This window comes from Paraburkholderia sp. Ac-20340 (genome assembly GCF_017104965.1).
GTDB lineage: Bacteria > Pseudomonadota > Gammaproteobacteria > Burkholderiales > Burkholderiaceae > Paraburkholderia.
This window is the reverse complement of record NZ_JAAGPR010000052.1, coordinates 14,380-36,643: the sequence shown is the minus strand read 5'-3', so window position 1 is coordinate 36,643 and position 22,264 is coordinate 14,380. Positions and strand designations below refer to the sequence as shown.

Annotated in this window: 16 protein-coding genes; 4 read left to right on the top strand and 12 right to left on the bottom strand. The window is 59.4% G+C overall.

What is annotated here, in order from left to right; all coding sequences use genetic code 11:
- Window positions 1–245: 245 nt before the first annotated feature.
- Both G3N59_RS35005 and G3N59_RS35000 read right to left on the bottom strand, forming a co-directional pair.
- The gene (locus G3N59_RS35005) at window positions 246–839 is read right to left on the bottom strand and encodes an alanyl-tRNA editing protein (protein WP_241024796.1); all 594 of its coding nucleotides are present in this window, start codon (window positions 837–839) and stop codon (window positions 246–248) included.
- 614 nt (window positions 840–1,453) lie between these two features.
- Window positions 1,454–2,263: an AraC family transcriptional regulator gene (locus G3N59_RS35000; protein ID WP_205987499.1), complete on the bottom strand. Its 810-nt coding sequence runs from the start codon at window positions 2,261–2,263 to the stop codon at window positions 1,454–1,456.
- A 296-nt stretch (window positions 2,264–2,559) separates the two neighbouring features.
- On the opposite strand from G3N59_RS35000, the gene G3N59_RS34995 reads away from it, so the two are divergent.
- On the top strand, window positions 2,560–3,738 hold the full coding sequence (locus G3N59_RS34995; protein ID WP_205987498.1) for a pyridoxal phosphate-dependent aminotransferase: 1,179 nt from the start codon (window positions 2,560–2,562) through the stop codon (window positions 3,736–3,738).
- A gap of 652 nt (window positions 3,739–4,390) precedes the next feature.
- Here G3N59_RS34995 and G3N59_RS34990 read toward each other — a convergent pair.
- The 3 genes from G3N59_RS34990 to G3N59_RS34980 form a co-directional block, all read right to left on the bottom strand.
- The gene (locus G3N59_RS34990; RefSeq protein WP_205987497.1) at window positions 4,391–4,681 is read right to left on the bottom strand and encodes a DUF1330 domain-containing protein; all 291 of its coding nucleotides are present in this window, start codon (window positions 4,679–4,681) and stop codon (window positions 4,391–4,393) included.
- A 94-nt stretch (window positions 4,682–4,775) separates the two neighbouring features.
- Window positions 4,776–6,317: a fumarate hydratase gene (locus tag G3N59_RS34985; RefSeq protein ID WP_205987495.1), complete on the bottom strand. Its 1,542-nt coding sequence runs from the start codon at window positions 6,315–6,317 to the stop codon at window positions 4,776–4,778.
- A gap of 113 nt (window positions 6,318–6,430) precedes the next feature.
- On the bottom strand, window positions 6,431–9,943 hold the full coding sequence (locus tag G3N59_RS34980) for a pyruvate carboxylase (protein ID WP_205987492.1): 3,513 nt from the start codon (window positions 9,941–9,943) through the stop codon (window positions 6,431–6,433).
- A gap of 895 nt (window positions 9,944–10,838) precedes the next feature.
- On the opposite strand from G3N59_RS34980, the gene G3N59_RS34975 reads away from it, so the two are divergent.
- The 3 genes from G3N59_RS34975 to G3N59_RS34965 all read left to right on the top strand — a co-directional run bounded on the left by G3N59_RS34975 (window position 10,839) and on the right by G3N59_RS34965 (window position 13,713).
- On the top strand, window positions 10,839–11,978 hold the full coding sequence (locus tag G3N59_RS34975; protein WP_205987490.1) for a branched-chain amino acid ABC transporter substrate-binding protein: 1,140 nt from the start codon (window positions 10,839–10,841) through the stop codon (window positions 11,976–11,978).
- A 99-nt stretch (window positions 11,979–12,077) separates the two neighbouring features.
- Window positions 12,078–12,707 (top strand): ureidoglycolate lyase, encoded by a 630-nt coding sequence (locus G3N59_RS34970; RefSeq protein ID WP_205987489.1) that lies wholly within the window; start codon window positions 12,078–12,080, stop codon window positions 12,705–12,707.
- Between the two features lie 286 nt (window positions 12,708–12,993).
- Complete coding sequence (locus tag G3N59_RS34965; RefSeq protein WP_205987484.1) at window positions 12,994–13,713, top strand: HAD-IA family hydrolase; 720 nt, start codon at window positions 12,994–12,996, stop codon at window positions 13,711–13,713.
- 148 nt (window positions 13,714–13,861) lie between these two features.
- Here the strand turns inward: G3N59_RS34965 and G3N59_RS34960 are convergent, their stop codons facing one another.
- The 7 genes from G3N59_RS34960 to G3N59_RS34930 all read right to left on the bottom strand — a co-directional run bounded on the left by G3N59_RS34960 (window position 13,862) and on the right by G3N59_RS34930 (window position 21,989).
- Window positions 13,862–14,743, bottom strand: coding sequence for an NAD(P)-dependent oxidoreductase (locus G3N59_RS34960; protein ID WP_205987483.1), 882 nt, complete (start codon window positions 14,741–14,743; stop codon window positions 13,862–13,864).
- A gap of 111 nt (window positions 14,744–14,854) precedes the next feature.
- Window positions 14,855–16,273: an aldehyde dehydrogenase family protein gene (locus tag G3N59_RS34955; RefSeq protein ID WP_346777981.1), complete on the bottom strand. Its 1,419-nt coding sequence runs from the start codon at window positions 16,271–16,273 to the stop codon at window positions 14,855–14,857.
- A 1-nt stretch (window position 16,274) separates the two neighbouring features.
- Window positions 16,275–17,591, bottom strand: a complete 1,317-nt coding sequence (locus tag G3N59_RS34950; protein WP_205987482.1) for an MFS transporter — start codon at window positions 17,589–17,591, stop codon at window positions 16,275–16,277.
- Window positions 17,592–17,838: 247 nt separating this feature from the next.
- The gene (locus tag G3N59_RS34945) at window positions 17,839–18,177 is read right to left on the bottom strand and encodes an EthD family reductase (RefSeq protein WP_205987481.1); all 339 of its coding nucleotides are present in this window, start codon (window positions 18,175–18,177) and stop codon (window positions 17,839–17,841) included.
- Window positions 18,178–18,387: 210 nt separating this feature from the next.
- A complete protein-coding gene (locus G3N59_RS34940; RefSeq protein ID WP_205987480.1) occupies window positions 18,388–19,803 on the bottom strand; it encodes an amino acid permease in 1,416 nt (471 codons plus the stop codon).
- 135 nt (window positions 19,804–19,938) lie between these two features.
- On the bottom strand, window positions 19,939–20,796 hold the full coding sequence (locus G3N59_RS34935) for a CoA ester lyase (RefSeq protein WP_205987479.1): 858 nt from the start codon (window positions 20,794–20,796) through the stop codon (window positions 19,939–19,941).
- A gap of 14 nt (window positions 20,797–20,810) precedes the next feature.
- Window positions 20,811–21,989 (bottom strand): CaiB/BaiF CoA-transferase family protein, encoded by a 1,179-nt coding sequence (locus tag G3N59_RS34930; protein WP_205987478.1) that lies wholly within the window; start codon window positions 21,987–21,989, stop codon window positions 20,811–20,813.
- Between the last annotated feature and the right edge of the window lie 275 nt (window positions 21,990–22,264).

Sequence of the window (22,264 nt, the reverse complement as noted above, 5' to 3'; positions counted from 1 at the left end):
TTTTGCATCGCGACTCGGCCGACGCCTACTGCATGACTGTTTTCGCTTCTGCCTGGTACCTCCATGGTTGACGACTTCGCTGTCGCTCTCCCAGGACGAATACAGCCTGCCGTGAAACTCACGGTCTCGGCCCAATCATTTACAGTATGTTCGGTATGCTAAATAACTGTGATGAATCTCCCTAGCCCATTGAATCCCGCGGCGTCAAGCCGCGGGAAGCTGCCGTATCCGGCTTCTGTCCTCGGTTATTGCTCCAGGTCGTAGTAGACCCAAACCTGCCCCTTCTTTTCCTTCACTTTTGAAATTTTGATCTTGCCGATTTCTGCCGTCGACCCTACGTGCGTACCACCGCAACTGTAGGCTGGAAGCGACCCGAACCCGATAGAGCGCTTGTCGCCGTCCAGCGTCATGTTGCGACTGAGACCTGCAGCAACATGGGCATTGGCCTGCTGCTCGATGATCTCCCCGGTCATCTCCCTCGGATCCACATCGTGTTCGAAGATCACGCGCGCTTCGCCGGGCCAGTGATGCCCCTTGACGGCCCGCCACCCGAATTCCTCTCCACAAAAGCCAATGAGATGCCCTGCGGAATGCAGTCTCGCATGCAGCGAACGCGCGGCAGACGAAACGTCGATGCGTGCTTCGCCCAGAGGCACGTCCCGATCGCACACATGGATGACCTGATCTTCGACCTGGCTTACACGAAGGACACTCGCGTCACCGATCGTCCCCTGGTCGGAAGGCTGGCCGCCGCCCTGCGGATGAAACAGCGTCGCAGCGAGCACGACTTCAAATCGACCGTCTTCAGTTCTGGAGCAACTCAGGACCTGAGCGTTCATGCTGAGGTCGTCGCTTGTGAGATAGTGACGCTGTGTCATTTCAAATACCCTTTCTCAATAATTCATCGCTACGCGTGAGCAACGCGTAGCATGCTGTATCGCCGCCACCGTGCGCCCTCGAACGCGACGTTACGCCCGATGGCACTGACCTTCGATCGTCGTGGAAAGAAGAGAAGTAGTCGTCAAGACAATCGCAGGTTCGAACAGCTCGTGGCATCTCCGGAATCTGAGCGCAGGCGGCGAAAGACTCTGTGTAGCGATGGTTGTACGGCACCGCGGTCAACATCTCTTCAGCAGGGTTCGATATGACGCCGATGCCCCCGCTTGCCCGACAGCGACCAAATGAGCGCGGCGCGCCTGTCTCCTCCACGCTGTTGGTTGAACGCCCGGTAGGTTATAGAAGGGTACCGGGTTCAGTCCGCCGCGCATTGTATAAAATTGACTCTTCGATCTCGCCCTTCGTTCGCCCCCGTCCTCACCGCACTGAGCAGCGGCCGCGTCTGCAAGTTCCACTGCCGCCCTGATCTGCGCCGAGAGGCCGGCCATGCACATGGCCGCCCACCCCGCAAGAGGGCATCTTTCATCGCTGGGGGGGCGCGGCCGTCGCAACAGCGTCAGTAGTTCGACGGAGCCACGCCGAACGCCTGTCGAAATGCCCGGTTGAAGTGGCTTTGATCGTAAAACCCCAAGCCTTGCGCGACTTCAGCAATTGTTCCAACGCTGCGCGCGAGTTGCGAGCACGCCTGCTCCAGACGAAGTCGCACGAGCCACGCGTGCGGTGTCATGCCGACGGTCTGCTTGAACAGCCTCAGGAAATGAAACCGGCCCACCCCGCATACTGCGGCTAGTTCCTCGAGTCGGATCTTTTCGCCCAAATGGGCAAAACAGTAGTCCCTGACGCGCTGCCACTGCATCGGCGAGAGCGCTCTCATGTCCTCTTGCGGTAGAACCGCTCTCGACTGCGCGAGCAGAATCTGGAGCAGAGTCAGCCACTGAGACTCGACCGAAAGGTTCATGGAGCCGTTGCTCGCCGCCATCGCATCGTGCAGCCGCAACAGCTGGGCGGCCAGCACAGGATCCTCAAGCATGGTCCCACCGAGTTCAAGGTCACCTCGCCTTCCCCCGAACTCGTCGGCGATGCTGGCAAGAAGATCGTAGGAGAGCCGAAAGGTTCTGAGCGTGTACGCGTCGTCGCCTTCGTTGATTCCGTCGTGGATCTCGCCAGGAGGCATAAGGGAGATACAACCGGGACCAAGCAGTACTGACTTACCTCTGAAGGTCTGACGCTGCACACCATCGGTAACCAGGCCGATGTGATAGTCGATGTGGAAGTGACGGTCGAAGCTGAATTTTGAGAGTCGCGCCGAACCCAGCACCAGCCCTGGCACTGCGGCAACACGCTGGTACTGGACGAGATCTTTCATGGCAAAGCGCTGTGCCGCGCGTGAAGAATTAGCGATCGAACATCGGCGGCGTCGCTGTTGGGCATGGACTTAGACTAGCACAACGATGAGCGCATTTATCGCGTCGTTGTTACGTTTTACGTAAATATACTTTTCGCCATTTCGGGTTGCTCCGCGGCCCGTCCGCCCGCAGCATGATTTTTTGGGTAGATGGCGCTGTGGGTCACGTCCCCGCACTCTGCAAGTGGCCGGAGCTGACTCGCAGGATCCGCCGCGTCGATATCACACCGCCTCCTAGCAGTCAGCAGACCTCGACCATGAAATTCTCCAACCGAGCACGATCTATCTCGCCGTTCATCGCGATGGAATTTGGTAAACGGGCAGCAGCTCTGGAAGCCCAGGGCCATCGAGTCATCAAACTCAACATCGGCGAGCCGGATTTCGGTGCGCCGGCGCCAGTAGTCCGGGCAATGCAGGAAGTCCTGACGAGCACACCGATGACGTACACCTCGGCGCTCGGCCTGTACGACCTTCGACAGGCCATCGCTCGGTATTACGAAACAACGTACGGCCTGGATATCGATCCATCGCGAGTCGTGGTGACGGCGGGCGCCTCAGCTGCGCTACTTCTGGTCACGGCGGCCCTGGTCAACCCGGGAGATCGTGTTCTCGTCTCTGACCCGTCGTATCCGTGCAATCGGCAGTTCCTTTCAAGCTTTGGTGCCGAGGTTAAACTCGTGCCCACGAGTGCCGAAACGCGCTTTCAGCTCGACGCGGACCTTGTCAGGAAGCATTGGACAAGCGATGTCCGTGGCCTGATGATCGCGACACCAAGCAATCCGACCGGGACTTCCGTTCCGATTGGTGAGCTTTCGGAGATCTGCGCACACGCACGTGCGCATGATGCATGGAGGATTGTCGACGAGATCTATCTTGGATTGACCTTCCCGACCCGCACAGGCGCTCCCGCTCAAAGCGCCCTGTCTGTTGACCCCGACGCGATCGTCATCAACAGCTTCTCCAAATACTTCGGGATGACCGGATGGAGGCTCGGATGGTGCATCGTGCCGTCGGAGATGACACCCGTTATGGAGCGCCTCGCGCAAAACTACTACATCTGTCCATCTACCCCGGCACAACACGCTGCACTGGCCGCCTTCCGACCAGAGACAATTGCGATCTGCGAATCACGTCGACGCGAACTTGAAACCCGACGCTCACTTGTCCTTGACGGACTGGAGCGCATCGGACTGCCGGTTCCTGTCGCGCCCGATGGTGCCTTCTATGTCTACTTCAGCGTAGAAGGTACGGGCATGAGCGCGATGGAGTTCTGCAAACGTGCGCTCGAGGAAACACACATTGCATTGACACCGGGCAATGACTTCGGTGAGCAAGGCGCGACACAGTATGTTCGACTTTCGTTCGCCGCGTCGATCCCCGAGCTGGCTGAAGGTTTAGCCCGCCTTGAGCGCTTTCTAGCGCCGACGACCGCTTGATTCCTGCGGCGTTCACAAAAGCAAAGTTGTATCTACCGTTCTGCAACGCAATAACTCCCGTTCCACGCCTCTAGGTAAGGCCGTCGTGCCAATTCCCGTTGCAAGCAAAATTGAAAATCATCTAGCGGGCCTCCGCCCGCCGCCCTGCCGGGCAGCGGGGTTAAAGTGAGTTTGCGAAATCGCTTTCACCAGACGGAGGCCGATATGAACTATAGCGGCATCGACTTGCATTCGAACAACAGCGTGGTCACGGTGATTGACGAAGCTGACCGGGTGATGGCAGAAAGGCGCCTACCCAACGACCTCACGAAAATTCTGGCTTTCCTGGCCCCATGGCAGGCAGAGCTTGCTGGCGTTGTCGTCGAGTCAACCTACAACTGGTACTGGCTGGTCGACGGACTAAAGGCCGCGGGATTCATCGTCCACCTCGCCAAAAACACCGGCGATCAAGAGGTACGATGGTCTCAAGCACAGTGGCGACGAGACCGATGCACGCTACCTAGCCCAGCTGTTGCGCCTCGGGATACTGCCGACCGGCACGATTCTCCCGCCGGAGGCGCGCTGCGTGCGCGACGGTGCTCGCCGGCGCGGCGGCGGACATCCTGCCTCTATGTCTTCCGTCGTTGCAACATCTATCATTTACAGCAATGCGCTAACACCCTTCAACAATCCGGAAATCTCGTTCAACGGCGTCACCGAGTGCCTCAACGGCCCGCATATATTTTTCCCCCTCTCGACACTGGATCGCCGCTTCAACGCTATCGAACTCCACGATAGTTGTCCGCTCCATCGCTCCGGAGTCGTATGCTCTCACAGCAACTCCGCGCGCAATGAAACGCCCCCCAGCTGCCAGCACAGCTTCACTTGCAAGTCTCGCGTAGGCGGCTAATTTTTCTGGATCGTTGACGCGACGATATACACTAACCCAATAACCTTTTGCCATTTTTTCGCTCCTCGAAAACGCTCAGACAGTAGCATGAAAGACCCACAGATCGCGCTTCCTGTGTTCCTTCTGCTTCGCCAACAATCGCCAGTTCCTACGAGGGAGCAATTGTCGTCTCCCGCACGACAGGAATCCTGCCGATCTTTGCCTGCCATTCGGCGGGGCCGGTCTTGTGGACCGAGGTGCCCGACGAATCGACGGCCACCGTCACCGGCATGTCCTGCACGTCGAACTCGTAGATGGCTTCCATGCCGAGGTCTTCGAATGCGATGACCTTCGAGCCGCGGATCGCCTTCGAGACGAGGTACGCTGCGCCGCCCACGGCCATCAGGTACGCGGCCTTGTGCTTCTTGATCGCATCGATCGCGACCGGACCGCGCTCGGCCTTGCCTACCATCGAGATCAGGCCCGTTTGCGAGAGCATCAGGTCGGTAAACTTGTCCATGCGGGTGGCGGTCGTGGGACCTGCCGGGCCGACCACTTCGTCGCGCACCGGATCGACCGGGCCGACGTAGTAAATCACGCGGTTCTTGAAGTCGACCGGCAGCTTCTCGCCCTTGGCGAGCATGTCGGCGATGCGCTTGTGTGCGGCGTCGCGGCCCGTGAGCATCTTGCCCGAGAGCAGCAGCGTCTGGCCCGGCTTCCACGAGGCGACTTCTTCCGGCGTGAGCGTGTTGAGGTCAACGCGCTTGCTCGTTTCCGTGTTCGGTTCCCAGTTGACCTTCGGCCATGCGTCGAGCGAGGGCGCTTCGAGCTTCGCCGGGCCCGAGCCGTCCAGCACGAAGTGCGCGTGGCGCGTGGCGGCGCAGTTCGGGATCATCGCGACGGGCTTCGAAGCCGCGTGCGTCGGTGCCGCGTGAATCTTCACGTCGAGCACGGTGGCGAGACCGCCCAGGCCTTGCGCGCCGATGCCGAGCGCGTTGACCTTCTCGTGCAGCTCGACACGCAGCTCTTCGATCCAGTCCTTCGGACCGCGCTTGATGATGTCCTGGATGTCGATGGATTCCATCAACGATTCCTTCGCCATCAGCATCGCCTTTTCAGCGGTGCCGCCGATGCCGATACCGAGCATGCCCGGCGGGCACCAGCCTGCGCCCATCGTCGGCACGGTCTTGAGCACCCAGTCGCCGATCGAGTCGGACGGGTTCAGCATCACGAACTTCGACTTGTTTTCCGAGCCGCCGCCCTTGGCCGCCACTTGAACGTCGACCTTGTCACCCGGCACGATCTCGTAGTGGATCACGGCCGGCGTGTTGTCCTTCGTGTTCTTGCGGCCGCCTTCGGGCGGGCTCACGATCGAGGCGCGCAGCACGTTGTCCGGGTTCAGGTAACCGCGGCGCACGCCTTCGTTGATCATGTCGGTCACGCCCATCGTGGCGCCGTCCCAACGCACGTCCATGCCGACCTTCACGAAGATCGTGACGATGCCGGTGTCCTGGCAGATCGGGCGCTTGCCTTCGGCGCACATGCGGCTGTTCGTGAGGATCTGCGCGATCGCATCCTTCGCGGCCGGGCTCTCTTCGAGCTCGTACGCGCGGCCGAGCGCTTCGATGTAATCCTGCGGATGGTAGTAGCTGATGTACTGCAGCGAGTCCGCAATGCTCTGGATCAGGTCTTCCTGTTTGATGACGGCCATAGCAGATTTTTCTCGAGGGAATGTTGGCCCGGCTGCGGCCGCCTTACCGTCTGCGGGGCACCGGCATGACTGCCGGTTGCGAGCCGTAGCCCCGATGTGTCAGGTTGAAAATTTCAATCTGCTACCTGACGAAGCTCGATTAGTAGATCCTTCGCGGCAACACGATCGCCCGCCTGTACGTGCACGGCGGCGATCACACAATCGTGGTCAGCCGCAATATGTGTCTCCATCTTCATCGCTTCCAGTGCAATCAACGTGTTGCCCGCTGACACGCGCTGCCCGGGCTGGACCGCCACCGCCACCACCGAGCCCGGCATGGGCGCGGCCACATGCAGCGGATTTTCAGGATCGGCCAGGGCGCGGCCTTTGCGCACCGCCGATGCCTGCGCGGTGCTGCGTTGCTCGACAACAGCCGTGCGCGATTGGCCATTCAGTTCGAACTGGACCTTCACCATGCCCTCGTTACCGTCGGCATGCTGCCCCAGGAGCGAGACCAGCAGCGTCTTGCCAGCGTCAATGTCGACGGCGACTTCTTCCTGCTGTCGCAGACCGTAGAGGAACGCTGGCGTAGGCAATACCGACGTATCGCTGTACGCGCGCAGGTGCGCATGGTAGTCCGCAGTCTGCTTCGGGTACATCAGATACGAAGCCAGTTGCCGGTCGTCGAGCGGGTGCTCGCACGCCGCCTCGCCTTTCACGCGCGCCGCATTGAGATCGACCGGTGGAAGCTGATCGCCCGGCCGGTAAGGCGCAGGCGGTTCGCTGCGCAGGACCTTGCGCGACAGTTCCGCCGGGAAGCCGTCGGGCGGGAAACCGAGTTCGCCCTTGAAGAGCGAAACGACCGATTCCGGGAATGCAACGTCCTTTGCGGGGTCGCACACGTCGGCAGCGCTCATGTCGTTCGCCACCATCATGAGCGCCATGTCGCCCACCACCTTGGAGGTCGGCGTCACCTTGACGATATCGCCGAACATGCGGTTGACATCCGCGTACGCACGCGACACCTCGGTCCAGCGATGCTCGATGCCAAGCGAGCGCGCCTGTTCGCGCAGGTTCGTGTATTGTCCGCCCGGCATCTCGTGACGATAGACGTCTGCGGTGCCGGCGCGGATGTCCGATTCGAACGGTGCGTAGTAGCGACGCACCCCTTCCCAATACATCGACGCCTCATGCAGCCTATCGAGGCTGAGCCCCGGATCGCGTGCGCTCCCGGCCAACGCAGCCGCGATGCTCGAGAGATTCGGCTGGGACGTCAACCCGCTCATGGCATCGAGCGCACCGTCCACCGCGTCGCAGCCCGCATGGATCGCGGCGAGCGCCGAAGCCGCCGAGATGCCGCTCGTGTCGTGCGTATGGAAGTGCACCGGCAAGCCGGTCTCCTCCTTGAGCGCCTTCACGAGCGCCGCGGCGGCCTGCGGACGGCAGATGCCCGCCATGTCCTTGATGCTGAGAATGTGCACCCCGGCCTGCTGGAGTTCGCGCGCGATGCCCACGTAGTACTTCAGGTCATACTTCGAGCGAGCCGGGTCTAACAGATCGCCCGTATAGCAGATTGCGCCTTCGCACAGCGCGCCGCTTTCGCGCACGGCGTCGATAGCGACCCGCATGTTGCGCACCCAGTTCAGCGAATCGAACACGCGGAATACGTCGACGCCCGCACTCGCCGCCTGCTGCACGAAGAAGCGCACGACATTGTCCGCGTAGTTCGTGTAACCGACGGCGTTCGATCCGCGCAGCAGCATCTGGAAGAGAATATTGGGCACCCGTTCGCGCAATTGCGCGAGGCGTTGCCACGGGTCTTCCTTGAGGAAGCGAAGTGCCACATCGAACGTCGCACCGCCCCAGCACTCCATCGAAAAGAGCTGCGGAAGTTCGCGCGCGTAGAACGGCGCGATCGGCAGCATGTCGGCAGTACGCATGCGCGTGGCGAACAGCGACTGGTGCGCATCGCGCATTGTGGTATCGGTCAGCAGCACCTGCTTCTGGTCCAGCATCCACTGTGCGAACCGTTCGGCGCCGAGTTCGCGCAGGCGGTCCCGTGTGCCCGTCGGCAGGGTCCCGCCCGTGTCCACGCAAGGCAGCACCGGCTTCGACAGCGGCAGCGCAGGCAACGAGCGCCCCGCCATCTCCGGATGGCCGTTCACGCTGGTTTCACCGAGATAGCGCAGCAGCTTTGTGGCGCGGTCACGTCGTTTCGCGAAGGCCAGCAACTCGGGCGTACGGTCGATGAAGCGCGTCGTCACCTCCCCTCGCCCGAAGGCCGGATGGTTGATGACGTTCTCCAGGAACTGCAGGTTCGACGCGACGCCGCGAATGCGAAACTCGCGAAGCGCACGATCCATGCGTCGAATCGATTCGACAGCCGTCGGCGCCCACGTGGTCACCTTCACCAGCAAGGAATCGTAGTACGGCGTAATTTCCGCGCCACCATAGGCCGTCCCTGCGTCGAGCCGCACGCCGAAACCCGAAGCGCTGCGGTACGCCGACAGCCGCCCGTAGTCGGGCAGGAAGCCATTATCGGGGTCCTCGGTTGTGATCCGGCACTGCAGCGCATGGCCGGTCAACGGAATGTCGGCCTGTGCGGGCACGCCTGCGGCGCGTTCGGCGACCGCACCGTCTTCACGCACACAATCTTCGATGAGGCCAATACGCCCGCCTTCCGTGATGCGGATCTGGGCCTTGACGATATCGACGCCGGTGATCATCTCTGTCACCGTATGCTCGACCTGAATGCGCGGATTCACCTCGATGAAGTAGAACCGGCCGGTGTCGGCGTCCATGAGGAATTCCACCGTGCCCGCATGCGTGTAGCCGACCGCGCGCATCAGGCGCAGCGCCGCTTCGCAGAGCTCAGCCCGGCCCGCGGCATCGAGGTACGGCGCCGGTGCGCGCTCGACAACTTTCTGGTTGCGGCGCTGCACCGTGCAGTCGCGTTCGTGCAGATGCACGAGATTGCCGTGCGTGTCGCCGAGCACCTGCACCTCGACGTGGCGCGCGTTGCGCACGAGCTTCTCGACGTAGACTTCGTCGTTGCCGAATGCCGCGAGCGCTTCGCGGCGCGCAGCCGCGATCGACGTTTCGAGATCCTGCTCGCTTTCCAGCACGCGCATGCCGCGGCCGCCACCGCCCCAGCTTGCCTTGAGCATCAACGGGTAGCCGATTTGCGCTGCAAGGCGCTTGCACTGCTCGGGATCGTGCGGCAAAGGATCGGAAGCAGGCATCACCGGCACGCCCGCAGCGATCGCCGCGTTGCGCGCCGCGACCTTGTTGCCGAGCATGCGCATGACTTCGGGTGTCGGGCCGATCCAGCGCATGCCGGCATCGATTACCGCTTGGGCGAAATCCGGATTCTCGGAGAGGAAACCATAGCCGGGATGGATTGCGTCGACGTTAGACTGTCTTGCGATGCGCAATACGTCGTCGATATCGAGATAGGCAGCAAGCGGCTTCTTGCCCTCGCCAACCAGGTAGCTTTCGTCGGACTTGAAGCGATGTAGCGCGAGACGGTCTTCCTTCGAGTAGATTGCGACCGTGCGGATGTCCATCTCCGCTGCAGCGCGCATCACACGGATCGCAATTTCGGAGCGGTTGGCAATCAGCAAGGATCCGATCGACGGACGGTTCATAGTGGGCGAGGTCTCCTGTTCGTCTTGTCGGCTGTCTTTTCGGCTCGCGCGTGCACCCAGCCGGAAAACGTCCGATAACAGCATCTAAAGGACAAAGCCACACGGCGCTCGATGCTCAACAGGGTGGCAATGAACGCACGCGGACAGCTGTCGCAGAAATTTTACAAAAAGACGAGGGCTCTAAGGAATGACAACCTCGGCAAGCGCACTTCGAACAATTCGAATGCCGCTCTCTCAATGAGCGCAATATGCCTGGCGCCGCAATCGGACACCGGGCTGCTTTTATGCGTGCCCGGCCGACGACGTAAGCGTCCCAGTAACGATAGCGACGACGCGTCCAAGCGCCGCGGGGCTGCGAGCGCCTGTTGAAATTAACACCTCGTCCCCCTAGACAAGGTTTATCAAGCAGATGATCGCGCGCCCCCGGCACTAGCCCGTTCAACGACTTCGACACGTCCTGCTAGTTAGCGATGTGATGCGGAAGGATACAGTGGGTCAGATAAGCCGCCCTTCTGCGTCAGGCACACGCCAACGCTATGTTGATCCCTTTCCGATGGCCCTTCTGAAAGGTAACTCACAAACTTCCGGCGAGGAAAATGAGCAACGCGGCTGTGATGAGAACTGCCGGCGGTCGTTGAATCGAAGTCTGTCTGCGGTCCGAAGGCTTGCTTGTCCTAAAAGGACGCTTTTTGTCTAGATCGGCCTCCGCGTTGCTCGCAGTCGCGAGAAGCAGTGTTCGACAAATAATGATTCGGCAATCATGGATCCCAGCGATGGCATAGACGAGGCGAAACTCACCCAGACAACATCTGGACCATTGCACGGCGAGCAGTTCAGGCATCCGAATTGGCTTAAATGCTGTCGGCTAAAGGTTAAACAACGGAGGAGATGCAGGATGAAATCAGGGGTTCTGACGGCAACGTCAATTTCCGCTGCGGCGGTCGCAGCATTGATGCAGTGCGCTTACGCCGATGAAATTGTAACGATTGGCCACGTCGCGCCACTTACCGGTGCGATTGCACACCTCGGCAAAGATAACGAAAACGGCGCTCGGCTTGCGGTCGAAGAGATCAACGCGAAGGGCCTGGTGATTGCCGGCCAGAAAGTCAGTCTGAGACTTGACGCACAGGACGACGCGGCGGACCCGAAGACTGCGACGCAAGTGGCACAGAAGCTCGTCGACGACAAGGTCGTTGCGGTCGTGGGACACCTTAACTCCGGAACATCGATACCGGCCTCCCGCATTTACAGCGACGCTGGGATCACGCAAATTTCCCCATCGTCCACGAATCCCGTTTTCACGCAACAGGGGTTCAAAACGACGTATCGAGTGGTTGCGACCGATGCGCAACAAGGTCCGGCTCTGGCTACGTACGCAGTTAAGCAACTGCACATCAAGTCAGTGGCAATTGTCGATGACTCGACAGCCTACGGCCAGGGTCTCGCAAATGAGTTCGAGAAAACGGTCAAGAGTCTGGGTGTTAACGTGACATCCCGGAACGCCACAAACGATAAGGCAGTCGACTTCCGCGCGATTCTAACGAAAATCAAGGGCGAGAACCCTGACGCGATCATGTACAGCGGCGAAGATGCGACCGGTGGACCGTTCAGCAAGCAGGCGGTACAGCTCGGGTTGCGTTCAAAAATCCTTGCGGGCGACGGCGTATGCTCGGACAAGCTGCCTGATCTCGCGGGCGCGGGAGCGGAACGCGTCGTATGCTCTCAGCCCGGAACCGCGCCAGAAAAAATGCCGGGGGGAAGTGCGTTCAAGGCGAAGTACCAGAAGCGCTTCAGCCAGAACATGGAGATTTACGCGCCGTTCACCTATGACGCCGTTTATATCCTGGTCGACGCGATGCGTCGCGCGAACTCCACAGATCCGGCCAAGATCCTCGCGGCCATGCCCACCACAGATTATCAGGGCGTCACCGGAGAGACAACCTTCGACGCAAAGGGTGACCTGAAGCATGGCGTGATTTCGATATACAGCTATCGTAATGGCGCGAAGACGTTCATCGACGAAGTCAAGATGTGAGCGCGGCCGGGCAACTCTCGAAAAGACTTCGGAGTCGCCCGGCCATCGTTGGTCCACAGGAAATCGACGCCCGTCGAATGCAGCCTCGCGATCCCTACAATGTCCATTCCTCTGCTTTATGTCGAACCGCTAACGCCGGAAGCTTTCGCTCCCTATGGCTGGGTGCTCGGAAAGCAATCCACAACGTCGGGTGAAGATCCGTATTTCCAAAGTCAATCGCTGTCGATATGGCGTGAACATCTCTTCGACGCCGGCATGGCAAATGAAACGGAGATTCTGTGGACCTGGTTTGGTGACCCAAGCGATCTGGTCCAACAACTCGAGGCGCGGCACTTGACGCAACAGGCGATCGTACCGCTGACAGCGCCGCTGATCCAGATCGTCGCGGCTTCGGAGCCCACAGGGCATCCAAACATGAATTCACTTAGGGCATTCGAGATTCCAGTAGGAATGGGAATCTGCATTCGCCCATGGTGCTGGCACACAACACGCGCGTTTGGCGGCACAGCAACGGCCCTCATGCTTTCCAGGCGGTCGACTTCTTTTGACCTGATTGTCCATCTGCAGACGGGCTCGCCGCTGAGCGAAAGCACACGGGTACCGGTCTGTCCGCGCAGGGTCGTTCACAGTTCAAACTTGACTTCGCTCCCGGCAAATAGCGTACCCGACGCTGGTACGGGTAGCGAGTGGCGGCTACCTGTTGGCACCGAGGGAGAGCATGCCGCGTGATGCGCCGCGCTAGTCAATCTGCCGATCGCACGGCACGGCCGCTACATCGTATACATCACTCCGCTTCACCCTCAGCGACGACTCTCGAAACCAAACACGGCATCATCCATACGGCTTGCTGAGCCAGAACCACACGACGCTATCGAGAGGATTGTTCAACTAGCGAGCCTTTGTCGTCGATGTGAAGTGATAGCGCCCCGTCATGTTTCGCATAGAATGGACCTCCCAGTAGCTTGCTTGCGAGATTGCAAATGCAGAGGTTGATACAAACGTTCGGATCCTTCGTATGTATTTGATCGGAGTGTCCGCTATCTCGTTCGACCTTGACGACACCCTGTGGTCCTTCAGAACTGTCGTTGAGCGGGCGCAGGCGACACTGCATTCCTGGCTCCTTGAGCACGCGCCGAGAGTCGCGACTGTGTTGCCAACGCCTGCAGCACTTGGCCATTTGAGAGATCACTACGAGCACTCACACCCAGACCTTGCTGGCGACTTCCGGGTCTTGAGAATCGGCTCGATTCGACTGGCCCTGGAAATGTCAGGCGAAGATGCTTCGCTGACCGAGCAGGCATATGGAGTCTTCGTCGATGCGCGGCACGAGGTTGAGTTCTACGACGACGTTATGCCAGCCCTCCAATGGCTCAGCCCCCGGTTTCCCTTGATTGCCGTAACCAACGGCAACGCTGACCTACGCATGACGGGCGGAAGCGAATTCTTCCGACTTGCTTTGAGCGCGAGTTCGCTAGGAATCGCGAAGCCTGCCGCTGGGATATTTCATGCGGCAGCACGCGCGGCAGATGTATCGGCGGCCGAGATGCTGCACGTTGGCGACGACTACGACCTGGATGTTGTAGGAGCCTTAAACGCCGGCCTCCAGGCAGCATGGCTGCAGCGGGAGGACCACATATTTAATGCACCGTCTCCGACAAGTGCACGCGCGCCGCATCTGGTCATTAATAATTTGTCGATGCTGTGTCGTGCCCTCGGAGGACCCGACACATTCTGACGGCGCACCCGCTGGGGATATTTGCCCTCGCCTCCGAACCAGGTTCCCGGCGAGGGGTCAGAGGGTTCAGACGGCTCAGATTCCTTACGGGTCGGCGTTCAATCGGTCCGCACCGGTCATCCAAGCCGCCTGAGTGCGGCGGCTTGAATCAGTTTGAACCGTATCCTTTCGAGAGGATATCCACGAGTTCAAGCACGGTTGCCTGGGGCGTTCCAACCTGCGTCCCCTTTTCGAATGTGCGGCGGATACTTTCCGCGGTATCGTGGACAGAACCCGACTCCTCGGCCATCGCCGTGTAGTAGTTCATGTCCTTCAGCGCATTCGTGAGATAGAACCGGAAGCCTGTACCGTCGCCGGACTCAAGATAGGGCTTGAAGCGGTTAAGGACAACGCTGTCGCCACCGCCTTTGCCAACAACTTCAAGGAAAACGTCGGCCGAAATGTTCGCGCGCGACGCACATGCGGCGGCTTCCGCGAGAACAGCCGAGAAGCCGAGCGAGACGAAGTTATGGAGTAGCTTGAGACGATGTCCGGAACCGACCGGACCAGCATAGACGATGTTTTCGGCGTAACACTGCAGCAGCGGCTTCACCGACTCGAACAATTCTTTGTCGCCTCCAACCGTAAGATTGAGTCGCCCTTCCGCCGCTTCTTTTGGCGTACGCGTCATCGGGGCATCAAGGAATGATGCTCCACGCTTTGTCACCTCGACAGCAACTCGCTCCGTTGACGACGGGATAGCGGTAGAGCAGTCCACGATGACTGTCCCCGGCTTGACGCCGTCCAGCAGGCCGTCATCACGAAACAGGACATCCTCCACTTCCGGGGTTCCTGTCACGCACAGGATGATGACGTCGGACAGTTGGGCAAGCTCTTTCAGACTATCCGTCGACTGCGCCCCCGCTCGCTTGAGCACATCCAGCGACTGGTTACCCGGATGTTCAAAAAGAACCATCGAGTGCCCGTGCTTGACGATATTGCTGGCAATACCATGCCCCATCAGACCGATCCCAACCATGCCAACCTTCATAACTCTACGCCTCACTCAACTGTGTTCTCGATGCTGGAACAGCAAACGTCAACGCTTGCTGCGCTTTGTATAACTGAGACAAGCCACGCCTTGCCCGCTGACGCCCGGACCCTACGCTCGGTCGAACCAGACGGTTTGGGCGTTCATAAACTCATGTACACCAAAGTGCGAAAGCTCGCGTCCGTACCCGCTCTTCTTTACGCCACCAATCGGCACCCGAGGGTCCGACGCAGAGTACCCGTTGATGAACATTCCGCCTGTTTCAACGCGTCGTGCGAGTTGCCTTGCCTTGTCTTTGTCCTCGGTCCAGAGCGCCCCGCTCAGGCCGAATTCGCTGAGGTTCGCAAGTTCGATGGCATGCTCGGCGTCCCGACTCACGATGAGTGACGCCACGGGACCAAAGGTTTCCTGCTCGAATGCCGTCATTCCCGGGCGCACATTGGCCAGTATCGTCGGCGCGTAGAAGTTACCGACGCCGGGGACTTTGTCACCGCCGGCCAGAACGCTAGCCCCCTGTTCGACTGTCATTTCCACCTGACGCGCCAGTTCATCGCGTAGATCGAAACGAGCCATCGGGCCAAGGTAGGTTGCCTCGTCGAGCGGGTCACCCATCTTCAGAGCGCCAACTGCAGCAACGAACCGCTCGGTGAACGCGCGTGCGATGGGTTCCTCGAGAATGATTCGCTTCGCTGCGATGCAGATTTGCCCGGTATTCTGAAACCGCCCCACCGTCGCAGCTTCAACTGCCCTGTCGATATCTGCGTCTGCGAGCACGATGAATGGGTCGGAGCCACCCAGCTCGAGCACCGATTTCTTGAGCGCTGCTCCTGCCTGTGCGGCGATAGCGGAACCGGCACGAACGCTACCTGTGACAGTAACTGCGGCAATGCGAGCGTCCGCGATTGCCTGTGAAACGAGGTCATTCGTGACGTTGATGACCGTGAAAACCCCATCGGGGAGACCCACGCCCGCCAGAAGCCGTTCGAGCAAATAAGCGCAGCCCATTACGTTGGGAGCGTGCTTCAGCACATACGCGTTGCCACCGAGAAGAATCGGGATCGCACCGCGAATCACTTGCCAGTACGGAAAATTCCATGGCATCACGGCCAAAATGGGGCCGATCGGAAGGTAAGACACGTAGGCGTCTTCACCAATCTTTGTTTTCTCGTCAGCGAGAAGTGCCCCGCCGTGCTCAGCATACCAATCACATAACACAGCGCACTTCTCCACTTCCGCACGCGCCTGTGTAACCGGCTTGCCCATTTCGACTGCGGCCATCCGCGCAAGGCTGTCCTTATCTCGTCGTAACGCACGCCCGATATCGGCGATGGCGGAAAGCCGGCCACTTACTGGTGTTTCCGCCCATTTCCGGTAGCCATTGAACGAGCGCTCAAGCGACCGGTTGAGTTCGTCCGCGTTCTGAAATGGAAAAGTCGCGACCACCTCACCGGTCGTTGGATTGAGAGAAACCGCAGCACCCTGCGGCTGTAGACCTGCCAGTCGAGACGAATTCATTTTCAGTACCTTCAAATCATTTGTTCACGAGACGTGCCGGCAAACCCGTCACGACCAAGATTGCGGCCGCGCACAGAAACGCCGCCAGTGCATACATGCCAATATCGGTGCTTCGCGTGACATCCTTGATGAACCCCACCATGTACGGGCTGACGAACCCAGCCAGGTTTCCAAGCGAATTGATTAGTGCCAGGCCGCCCGCCGCGGCCGCTCCTCCAAGGAAGGCTGTCGGGCAACTCCAGAAGAGCGGAATAGCGGAAAGAATGCCCATCGTTGCCAGACACAGCGACGCAATCGCGGCGACCGCAGAGGAGCCGAATACCACACTCGCAATAAGACCCGCCGCCCCGAGCAAGCAAGGCACGGCGATGTGCCAGCGACGTTCTCTTCGCGCGTCGGCGCTGCGACCGACGAGAATCATTGCCACGGTACCCGTGGCGTACGGAATCGCGTAAATCAAGCCAACGCTGGAGGAAGAATCGATGCCAAGCGACTTGATGATGGATGGAAGCCAGAAGCTGACGCCATACAGGCCCATAATCAGGCAAAAGTAGATGAGAGCGAGCAGCCAGACGCGACCGCTCCGAAACGCGTGAAGTGCGGATTCGTGCTTCCCCGTGTCGGACGAGTCGCCACTAATTCGCTCCTGCAGCAATGCCTTTTCGTCTGCGGTGAGCCATCGTGCGTCCGCGATGCGGTCATCCAATAGCGCAAGGACCAGGAATCCGATTACGACAGAAGGAATCCCTTCGAGGACAAACAGCCACTGCCAACCCGCCAAGCCCCTGGCGCCCGACATAGACTGGAGAATCCAGCCCGAGAGCGGCCCACCCACCACCCCGGCAATCGGGATACCGGTCATGAACAGCGCAGTTATCGCTCCCCGACGCTCGTCCGGAAACCAGTACGTAAGGTAGAGAATTATCCCCGGGAAAAAGCCCGCCTCAGCAATACCCAGCAGCAAGCGCATTACGTAAAAAGCACCGGGCGTTGTAACAAATGACATCGCAGCGGAGATAACACCCCACGTAATCATGATGCGTGCAATCCACTTACGTGCTCCGACCCGGTGCAGTATGAGATTGCTTGGGACCTCGAAGATGAAGTACCCGAGGAAGAATATACCGGCCCCAAGTCCGTAGACGCTCTCGCTGAACTTCAGGTCGCTGAGCATCTGCAGCTTCGCGAAGCCGACGTTGACACGGTCCAGGTACGAGACTACGTAGCAGACAAACAAGAGCGGGACAATCCGCCATGCTGCCTTTGCGTACGTTCGTGCTTCGAACCCGCTTTCCTGCGTCGCCGAGGGTGTAATAGGTGCCGCGTCCGTCATGTCTCTCTCCAGGCAATCGCGTTGCCTTGCTCTTACCACAGCGCCTCGTTTCTTTAGTTCTTCGAGGAGGTCTATTCGCTGGGCGTTTCCGCTGACTCTGGCACAGCCATGGGCGGGGGCGCCTTCGCCGTGTCGGCTCGGCAGCCAGCAACCACATGACCGGCACGTCCGGTTTCTCCTAGCCGCAGCTATCACGAGTGGCAACGAATGGACGCTCGTGATAGTGAGCTGAATATTCTTTTGGGGCTTATTCGCCCGTCGGCCAGATGAAGCGTTCCTCGATGACCATCACGCCGGTCAACTTCTCAACGAAGTTCGGGATGTCCGCCAACAGTTCGACACCTTCGGGACTAGAGAAGGCCGCGTCATGAGCTTCCTTGCTATCGAACCAAAGCTCGGAGAAACCGTCGTACGGCACCGACGGATTGGCTTCGCGGTCGATGATATTGATCGCGTACCGCTTCAGCCCTGGGATGCGTTGGCAAAGCACGGCGTGAACGCCGCGCCAGTGTGCTGCAAATTGCTCGGACGAGAGGTCTGCGCGCTTCTGGAGGAATCCGATGCGCTTTGCGAAGATCTTGGACATGTGTGCTCCGTGGTTCTTTTCGGTGGCGACTTGCGATTTAAGCCGCCACTCCATTCTATTGCCAATCCGAACCTTGCAAGTTACAAAGAACTCAAGGTGTCTTCGCAGAATTCGAACACTCGACGGCAGCGGGGGCCGAGCGGCGCCAAGGGAGGTGGTCGCGGCGCCCTTGTCCATTTGGCTATGATGGATCAGCGCCCGCACTGAAGGCTAGTCGACACTAAGCTGCGCGCTCGCGCTCGCCGAAGACTTGCCCCGTCGAGCTTTCCTGACACGGTACATGACTGCGAGCCCCAGGAACCAAGCCGGCATGACGCGAAGCGCCTGTGCGGTGTCAGGTTGAAGCGCCAGAAGCCAAATCATCGCGATGAAGAACGCGAGACCCACCCAGGCGGCCAACCACCCTCCAGGCATTTTATAGGCCGACTTCCGGTGAAGTTCGGGGTCGCGCCGGCGATACCGCAGATACGCGACGAGAATCATCCCCCACACGAAGATGTAAAGGATTGCCGACACCGTCGTCAAAATTGTGAAGGCGCCCATCACTTCAGGTATGAAATGCAGCACCGAAAGGCCCGCGAACATACAGCCGCTCGAAAACAGGAGACCACGCATAGGCACAGCAGAGCGCGAGAGCTTCAGGAAGAATTTCGAGCCGTGTCCGCTCGATGCAAGGCCAAACAACATCCGACTCGTGGCGAATACCCCGCTGTTCGCCGCGGACATAGCCGACGTGATGACAACAAAATTGATGGCGCCGGCTGCGGCAGGAAATCCGGCCAGCACGAACAGCTGGACGAACGGACTTTTGTTGGCCGCAATCTCCGGCCACGACGAAACCGAGATGATGCAGGCGAGCGCCAGCACGTAAAACAGGAGCACGCGTGCCGGCGCCGCATTGATTGCACGTGGCAGATTCCGATGGGGATCACGAGTCTCCGCGGCCGTCGTTCCGATGAGTTCTATACCACCGAACGAAAAGATTGCAATCTGGAAGCCCGCAAAGAATCCGGAGACGCCAAACGGGAACATGACCCCACGTTCGACAAGATGGCTGAAGGAAGCCCGAACGCCAGTGGGTGACATATAGCCGCCGAAAATCATCAACAGCCCGACGACGACAAGAGCACCGATTGCAACCACCTTCACCAAGGCGAACCAAAATTCGAGTTCACCAAATATCTGGACAGCGACGAGATTTAGAAGCAGAAGTGTCGTTAGAACAGCTATCGCAGGTATCCAAAGCGGCAAGGTCGGAAACCAGAAACGAAGATAGCCCCCGATGACTGTACAGTCTGCCACTGCAACAACAATCCAGGTGAGCCAGTAGGACCAGCTGATGAAGTACCCCGCCCACGGGCCGATATAGTAGCTACAGAAGTCCGAGAACGATTTGAACTTAAGGTTCGAAAGTAGAATCTCGCCCATCGCTCTCATCGTGAGGAACAGGACGAATCCGATCGTCATGTACGTGAGGAGGATCGACGTTCCCGAAACACTGATCGTCTTCCCTGAGCCCATGAACAGGCCAGTACCGATTGCTCCACCGATCGACATCAGTTGAATCTGGCGATTCCCGAGCCCGCGATGAAGCCCATCGGTCGCCCCTTTTTGAGAGCTTTCCATGGCAGAGTTGTCTCCAGTTTATGTCTTCGTAGTGCATTCCGGGCAACAGACGCCCCTGCCCTTTCGGACAATCAGTATTGCCTCGGAATTTAGTCAGGCGCCGCGAGGCGGCGCGCGTGAGCGCCGGCTAACCTGTTAGCGCGATGTGGCTGCGAGTGTCGCCTCGTTCCTTTGGGCGACAATGCGAAGAGCGCGCATCAGAACCGGCAAGTCAATCATTGCGCCGTTGACTGTCGTAGCCGCTCCTGCACTGGCCTTTGAAGCAGCAACGACTTGCGATGCCCACGCGAACTCATCGTCCGATACGCTGAACGCGGCGGTGATCGCTGCGATCTGCTTCGGATGGATGCACAGCTTCGCAGCAAAGCCGAAGGAGCGCGCACGTTCCGTGTCGGCTTTCACGAGGTCGAGGTCCGTGATCGAGGTGCACACACCATCGACCGGTGCAGCGATGCCCGCGGATGCCGATGCGAGTACAAGCATTGAGCGACTCGCGTCAAGTGGCTCGCGGTCATTCGTAACACCAAGGTTCAGCATTAGATCCACGGACCCCAACACGAGTCTTGCAACATTAGGTGCCGTCGCAATCTCCCTGGCCTCGAGAACGCCTGTCGCCGTTTCGATTAGCGCCAGCACGCGTGCGTCCGGAACCTCGCGCGCCACAACGCTCAAGTCATTTCGCGATTCGACCTTCGGCACCATAATGAGCGACGGTCGCAAGAGGTTGCATAGCGCAACATCATGTCGGGAGGCATCTTCACGCAGCGCATTTATCCGAATGCACAGCGTTACGTTCGTCTCGTTGGCGACTGCGCTCAACGCCTTCCATTCTTCCAGCACCGCGCTCCTCGCAGCGCCTTTGTTTGCCTGCGCAACCGCGTCTTCGAGGTCAACGATGACGACGTCCGCGCCGGAGCGAACGGCTTTCTCAAAGCGCTCGGGGCGGTCGCCCGGCACGAACAGATAGCTGATCGCATTATTTAGTTCGTTCATTTCTGTCCCCTCGTTCAAACGCAGCCCGATGACTGGAGTTCGTCAATGCGCGTTTGCGTAAAGCCAAGTTCGGAAAGGATGCTTGCCGTGTGTTCGCCAACTGCAGGGATCGGGTCCATGCGCGGATCAGGGGAGACACCGCCTGGTGGAATCAGCGCCGGAATCTTGCCGACAGGCGAATCGACAGTGCGCCAGCGCTCGCGAGCCTTGAGCTGGGGGTGCTCCCAGAGACCCGCCATGTCATTCACAAGAGCGTTTGCGATGTCTGCAGCCTCGAGCCGGGCAACCAGCTCGTCGCTATTCATACCAGTGAATACCTGATCGATGATGGCACGCAACTCCGCGCGGTTCTGGCTCCGTTTCGCGTTCGTCGCGAAGCGCTCATCCGTCGCAAGGTCAGGCGACTCAAGGACAAACTCGCAGAACTTGGCCCATTCACGCTCGTTCTGCAGCCCGAGAATAACCGTCTTGCCATCGTTCGCCTCGAAGGGGCCGTAGGGATAAATGGTAGCGTGGGAAGCGCCGGCACGAGGAGGAGGAGTCGCGCCGTCGAAAGCGTAATAAAGGGGGAAACTCATCCACTCGGCCATGGCCTCCAGCATCGAGACGTCGATACGGCAACCGCGGCCTGTCTTGCCTCGCTGAATGAGCGCGGCAAGAATATTAGTATAGGCGTACATCCCTGCAGCGATGTCCGCAATGGAACAGCCCGCCTTAACCATATCGTCCGGTGTGCCGGTCACCGAAAGAAAACCGGCTTCTGCCTGCACGAGCAGGTCGTATGCCTTTTTGTTCGTATATGGTCCGTTGCTGCCGTATCCAGAGATATCGCACACAATCAGTCCCGGGTAACGGTCCTGCAACGACGCATAGTCGAGGCCGATACGACCGGTCGCACCGGGCGCGAGGTTCTGAACGAAGACGTCGGCTTTGGCGAGCAGCGCGTGGAGGATTGCGTCAGCGCCACCGTGCTTCGTGTTAAGCGTGAGACTTTCCTTCGAACGATTCGTCCACGCAAAGTGCGACGATATGCCATTAGCCCTATCGTCGTATGCTCGCGCAAAATCACCCACTCCCGGACGCTCAATTTTAATGATGCGGGCGCCAAGGTCCGCTAACTGCCGCGTTGCAAAGGGAGCTGCAATTGCCTGCTCCAGCGAGACGACCGTGATACCGGCGAGCGGACCTGTCATTTTCAATCTTCCTACTTTTTTGCGCAATTTACGTGAGAGTCGCGAACGGCGCTCGGACCTTAAGGTGTCGCCAACGACTTGGGTCTACCGGCGTAGCGGCGCAAGTTGCGCGTCACTCGCGGCTGCGGGCGGCAGAAGTCAAACGTATTCTAGGAAGCACGCAACATCATCGGAATCACAACTTCGGCAATCACCATTCGCGAAATTCGAAGTCGGACCGGCCGATAGACCGGGCCCAATGGAAGCCACGTGACCCGGCAAGTCCGCGGGTCCGC

What these genes read in the sequence shown, in the direction of transcription:
- G3N59_RS34990 (WP_205987497.1), bottom strand. Translation starts at nt 4,681, where the DNA reads ATGGCAAAAGGTTATTGGGTTAGTGTATATCGTCGCGTCAACGATCCA.
- G3N59_RS34970 (WP_205987489.1), top strand. Translation starts at nt 12,078, where the DNA reads ATGTCCATTCCTCTGCTTTATGTCGAACCGCTAACGCCGGAAGCTTTC.
- G3N59_RS34935 (WP_205987479.1), bottom strand. Translation starts at nt 20,796, where the DNA reads ATGAACGAACTAAATAATGCGATCAGCTATCTGTTCGTGCCGGGCGAC.
- G3N59_RS34930 (WP_205987478.1), bottom strand. Translation starts at nt 21,989, where the DNA reads ATGACAGGTCCGCTCGCCGGTATCACGGTCGTCTCGCTGGAGCAGGCA.
- G3N59_RS34940 (WP_205987480.1), bottom strand. Translation starts at nt 19,803, where the DNA reads ATGGAAAGCTCTCAAAAAGGGGCGACCGATGGGCTTCATCGCGGGCTC.
- G3N59_RS34985 (WP_205987495.1), bottom strand. Translation starts at nt 6,317, where the DNA reads ATGGCCGTCATCAAACAGGAAGACCTGATCCAGAGCATTGCGGACTCG.
- G3N59_RS34960 (WP_205987483.1), bottom strand. Translation starts at nt 14,743, where the DNA reads ATGAAGGTTGGCATGGTTGGGATCGGTCTGATGGGGCATGGTATTGCC.
- G3N59_RS34980 (WP_205987492.1), bottom strand. Translation starts at nt 9,943, where the DNA reads ATGAACCGTCCGTCGATCGGATCCTTGCTGATTGCCAACCGCTCCGAA.
- G3N59_RS34950 (WP_205987482.1), bottom strand. Translation starts at nt 17,591, where the DNA reads ATGACGGACGCGGCACCTATTACACCCTCGGCGACGCAGGAAAGCGGG.
- G3N59_RS35005 (WP_241024796.1), bottom strand. Translation starts at nt 839, where the DNA reads ATGAACGCTCAGGTCCTGAGTTGCTCCAGAACTGAAGACGGTCGATTT.
- G3N59_RS34995 (WP_205987498.1), top strand. Translation starts at nt 2,560, where the DNA reads ATGAAATTCTCCAACCGAGCACGATCTATCTCGCCGTTCATCGCGATG.
- G3N59_RS34945 (WP_205987481.1), bottom strand. Translation starts at nt 18,177, where the DNA reads ATGTCCAAGATCTTCGCAAAGCGCATCGGATTCCTCCAGAAGCGCGCA.
- G3N59_RS34965 (WP_205987484.1), top strand. Translation starts at nt 12,994, where the DNA reads ATGTATTTGATCGGAGTGTCCGCTATCTCGTTCGACCTTGACGACACC.
- G3N59_RS35000 (WP_205987499.1), bottom strand. Translation starts at nt 2,263, where the DNA reads ATGAAAGATCTCGTCCAGTACCAGCGTGTTGCCGCAGTGCCAGGGCTG.
- G3N59_RS34975 (WP_205987490.1), top strand. Translation starts at nt 10,839, where the DNA reads ATGAAATCAGGGGTTCTGACGGCAACGTCAATTTCCGCTGCGGCGGTC.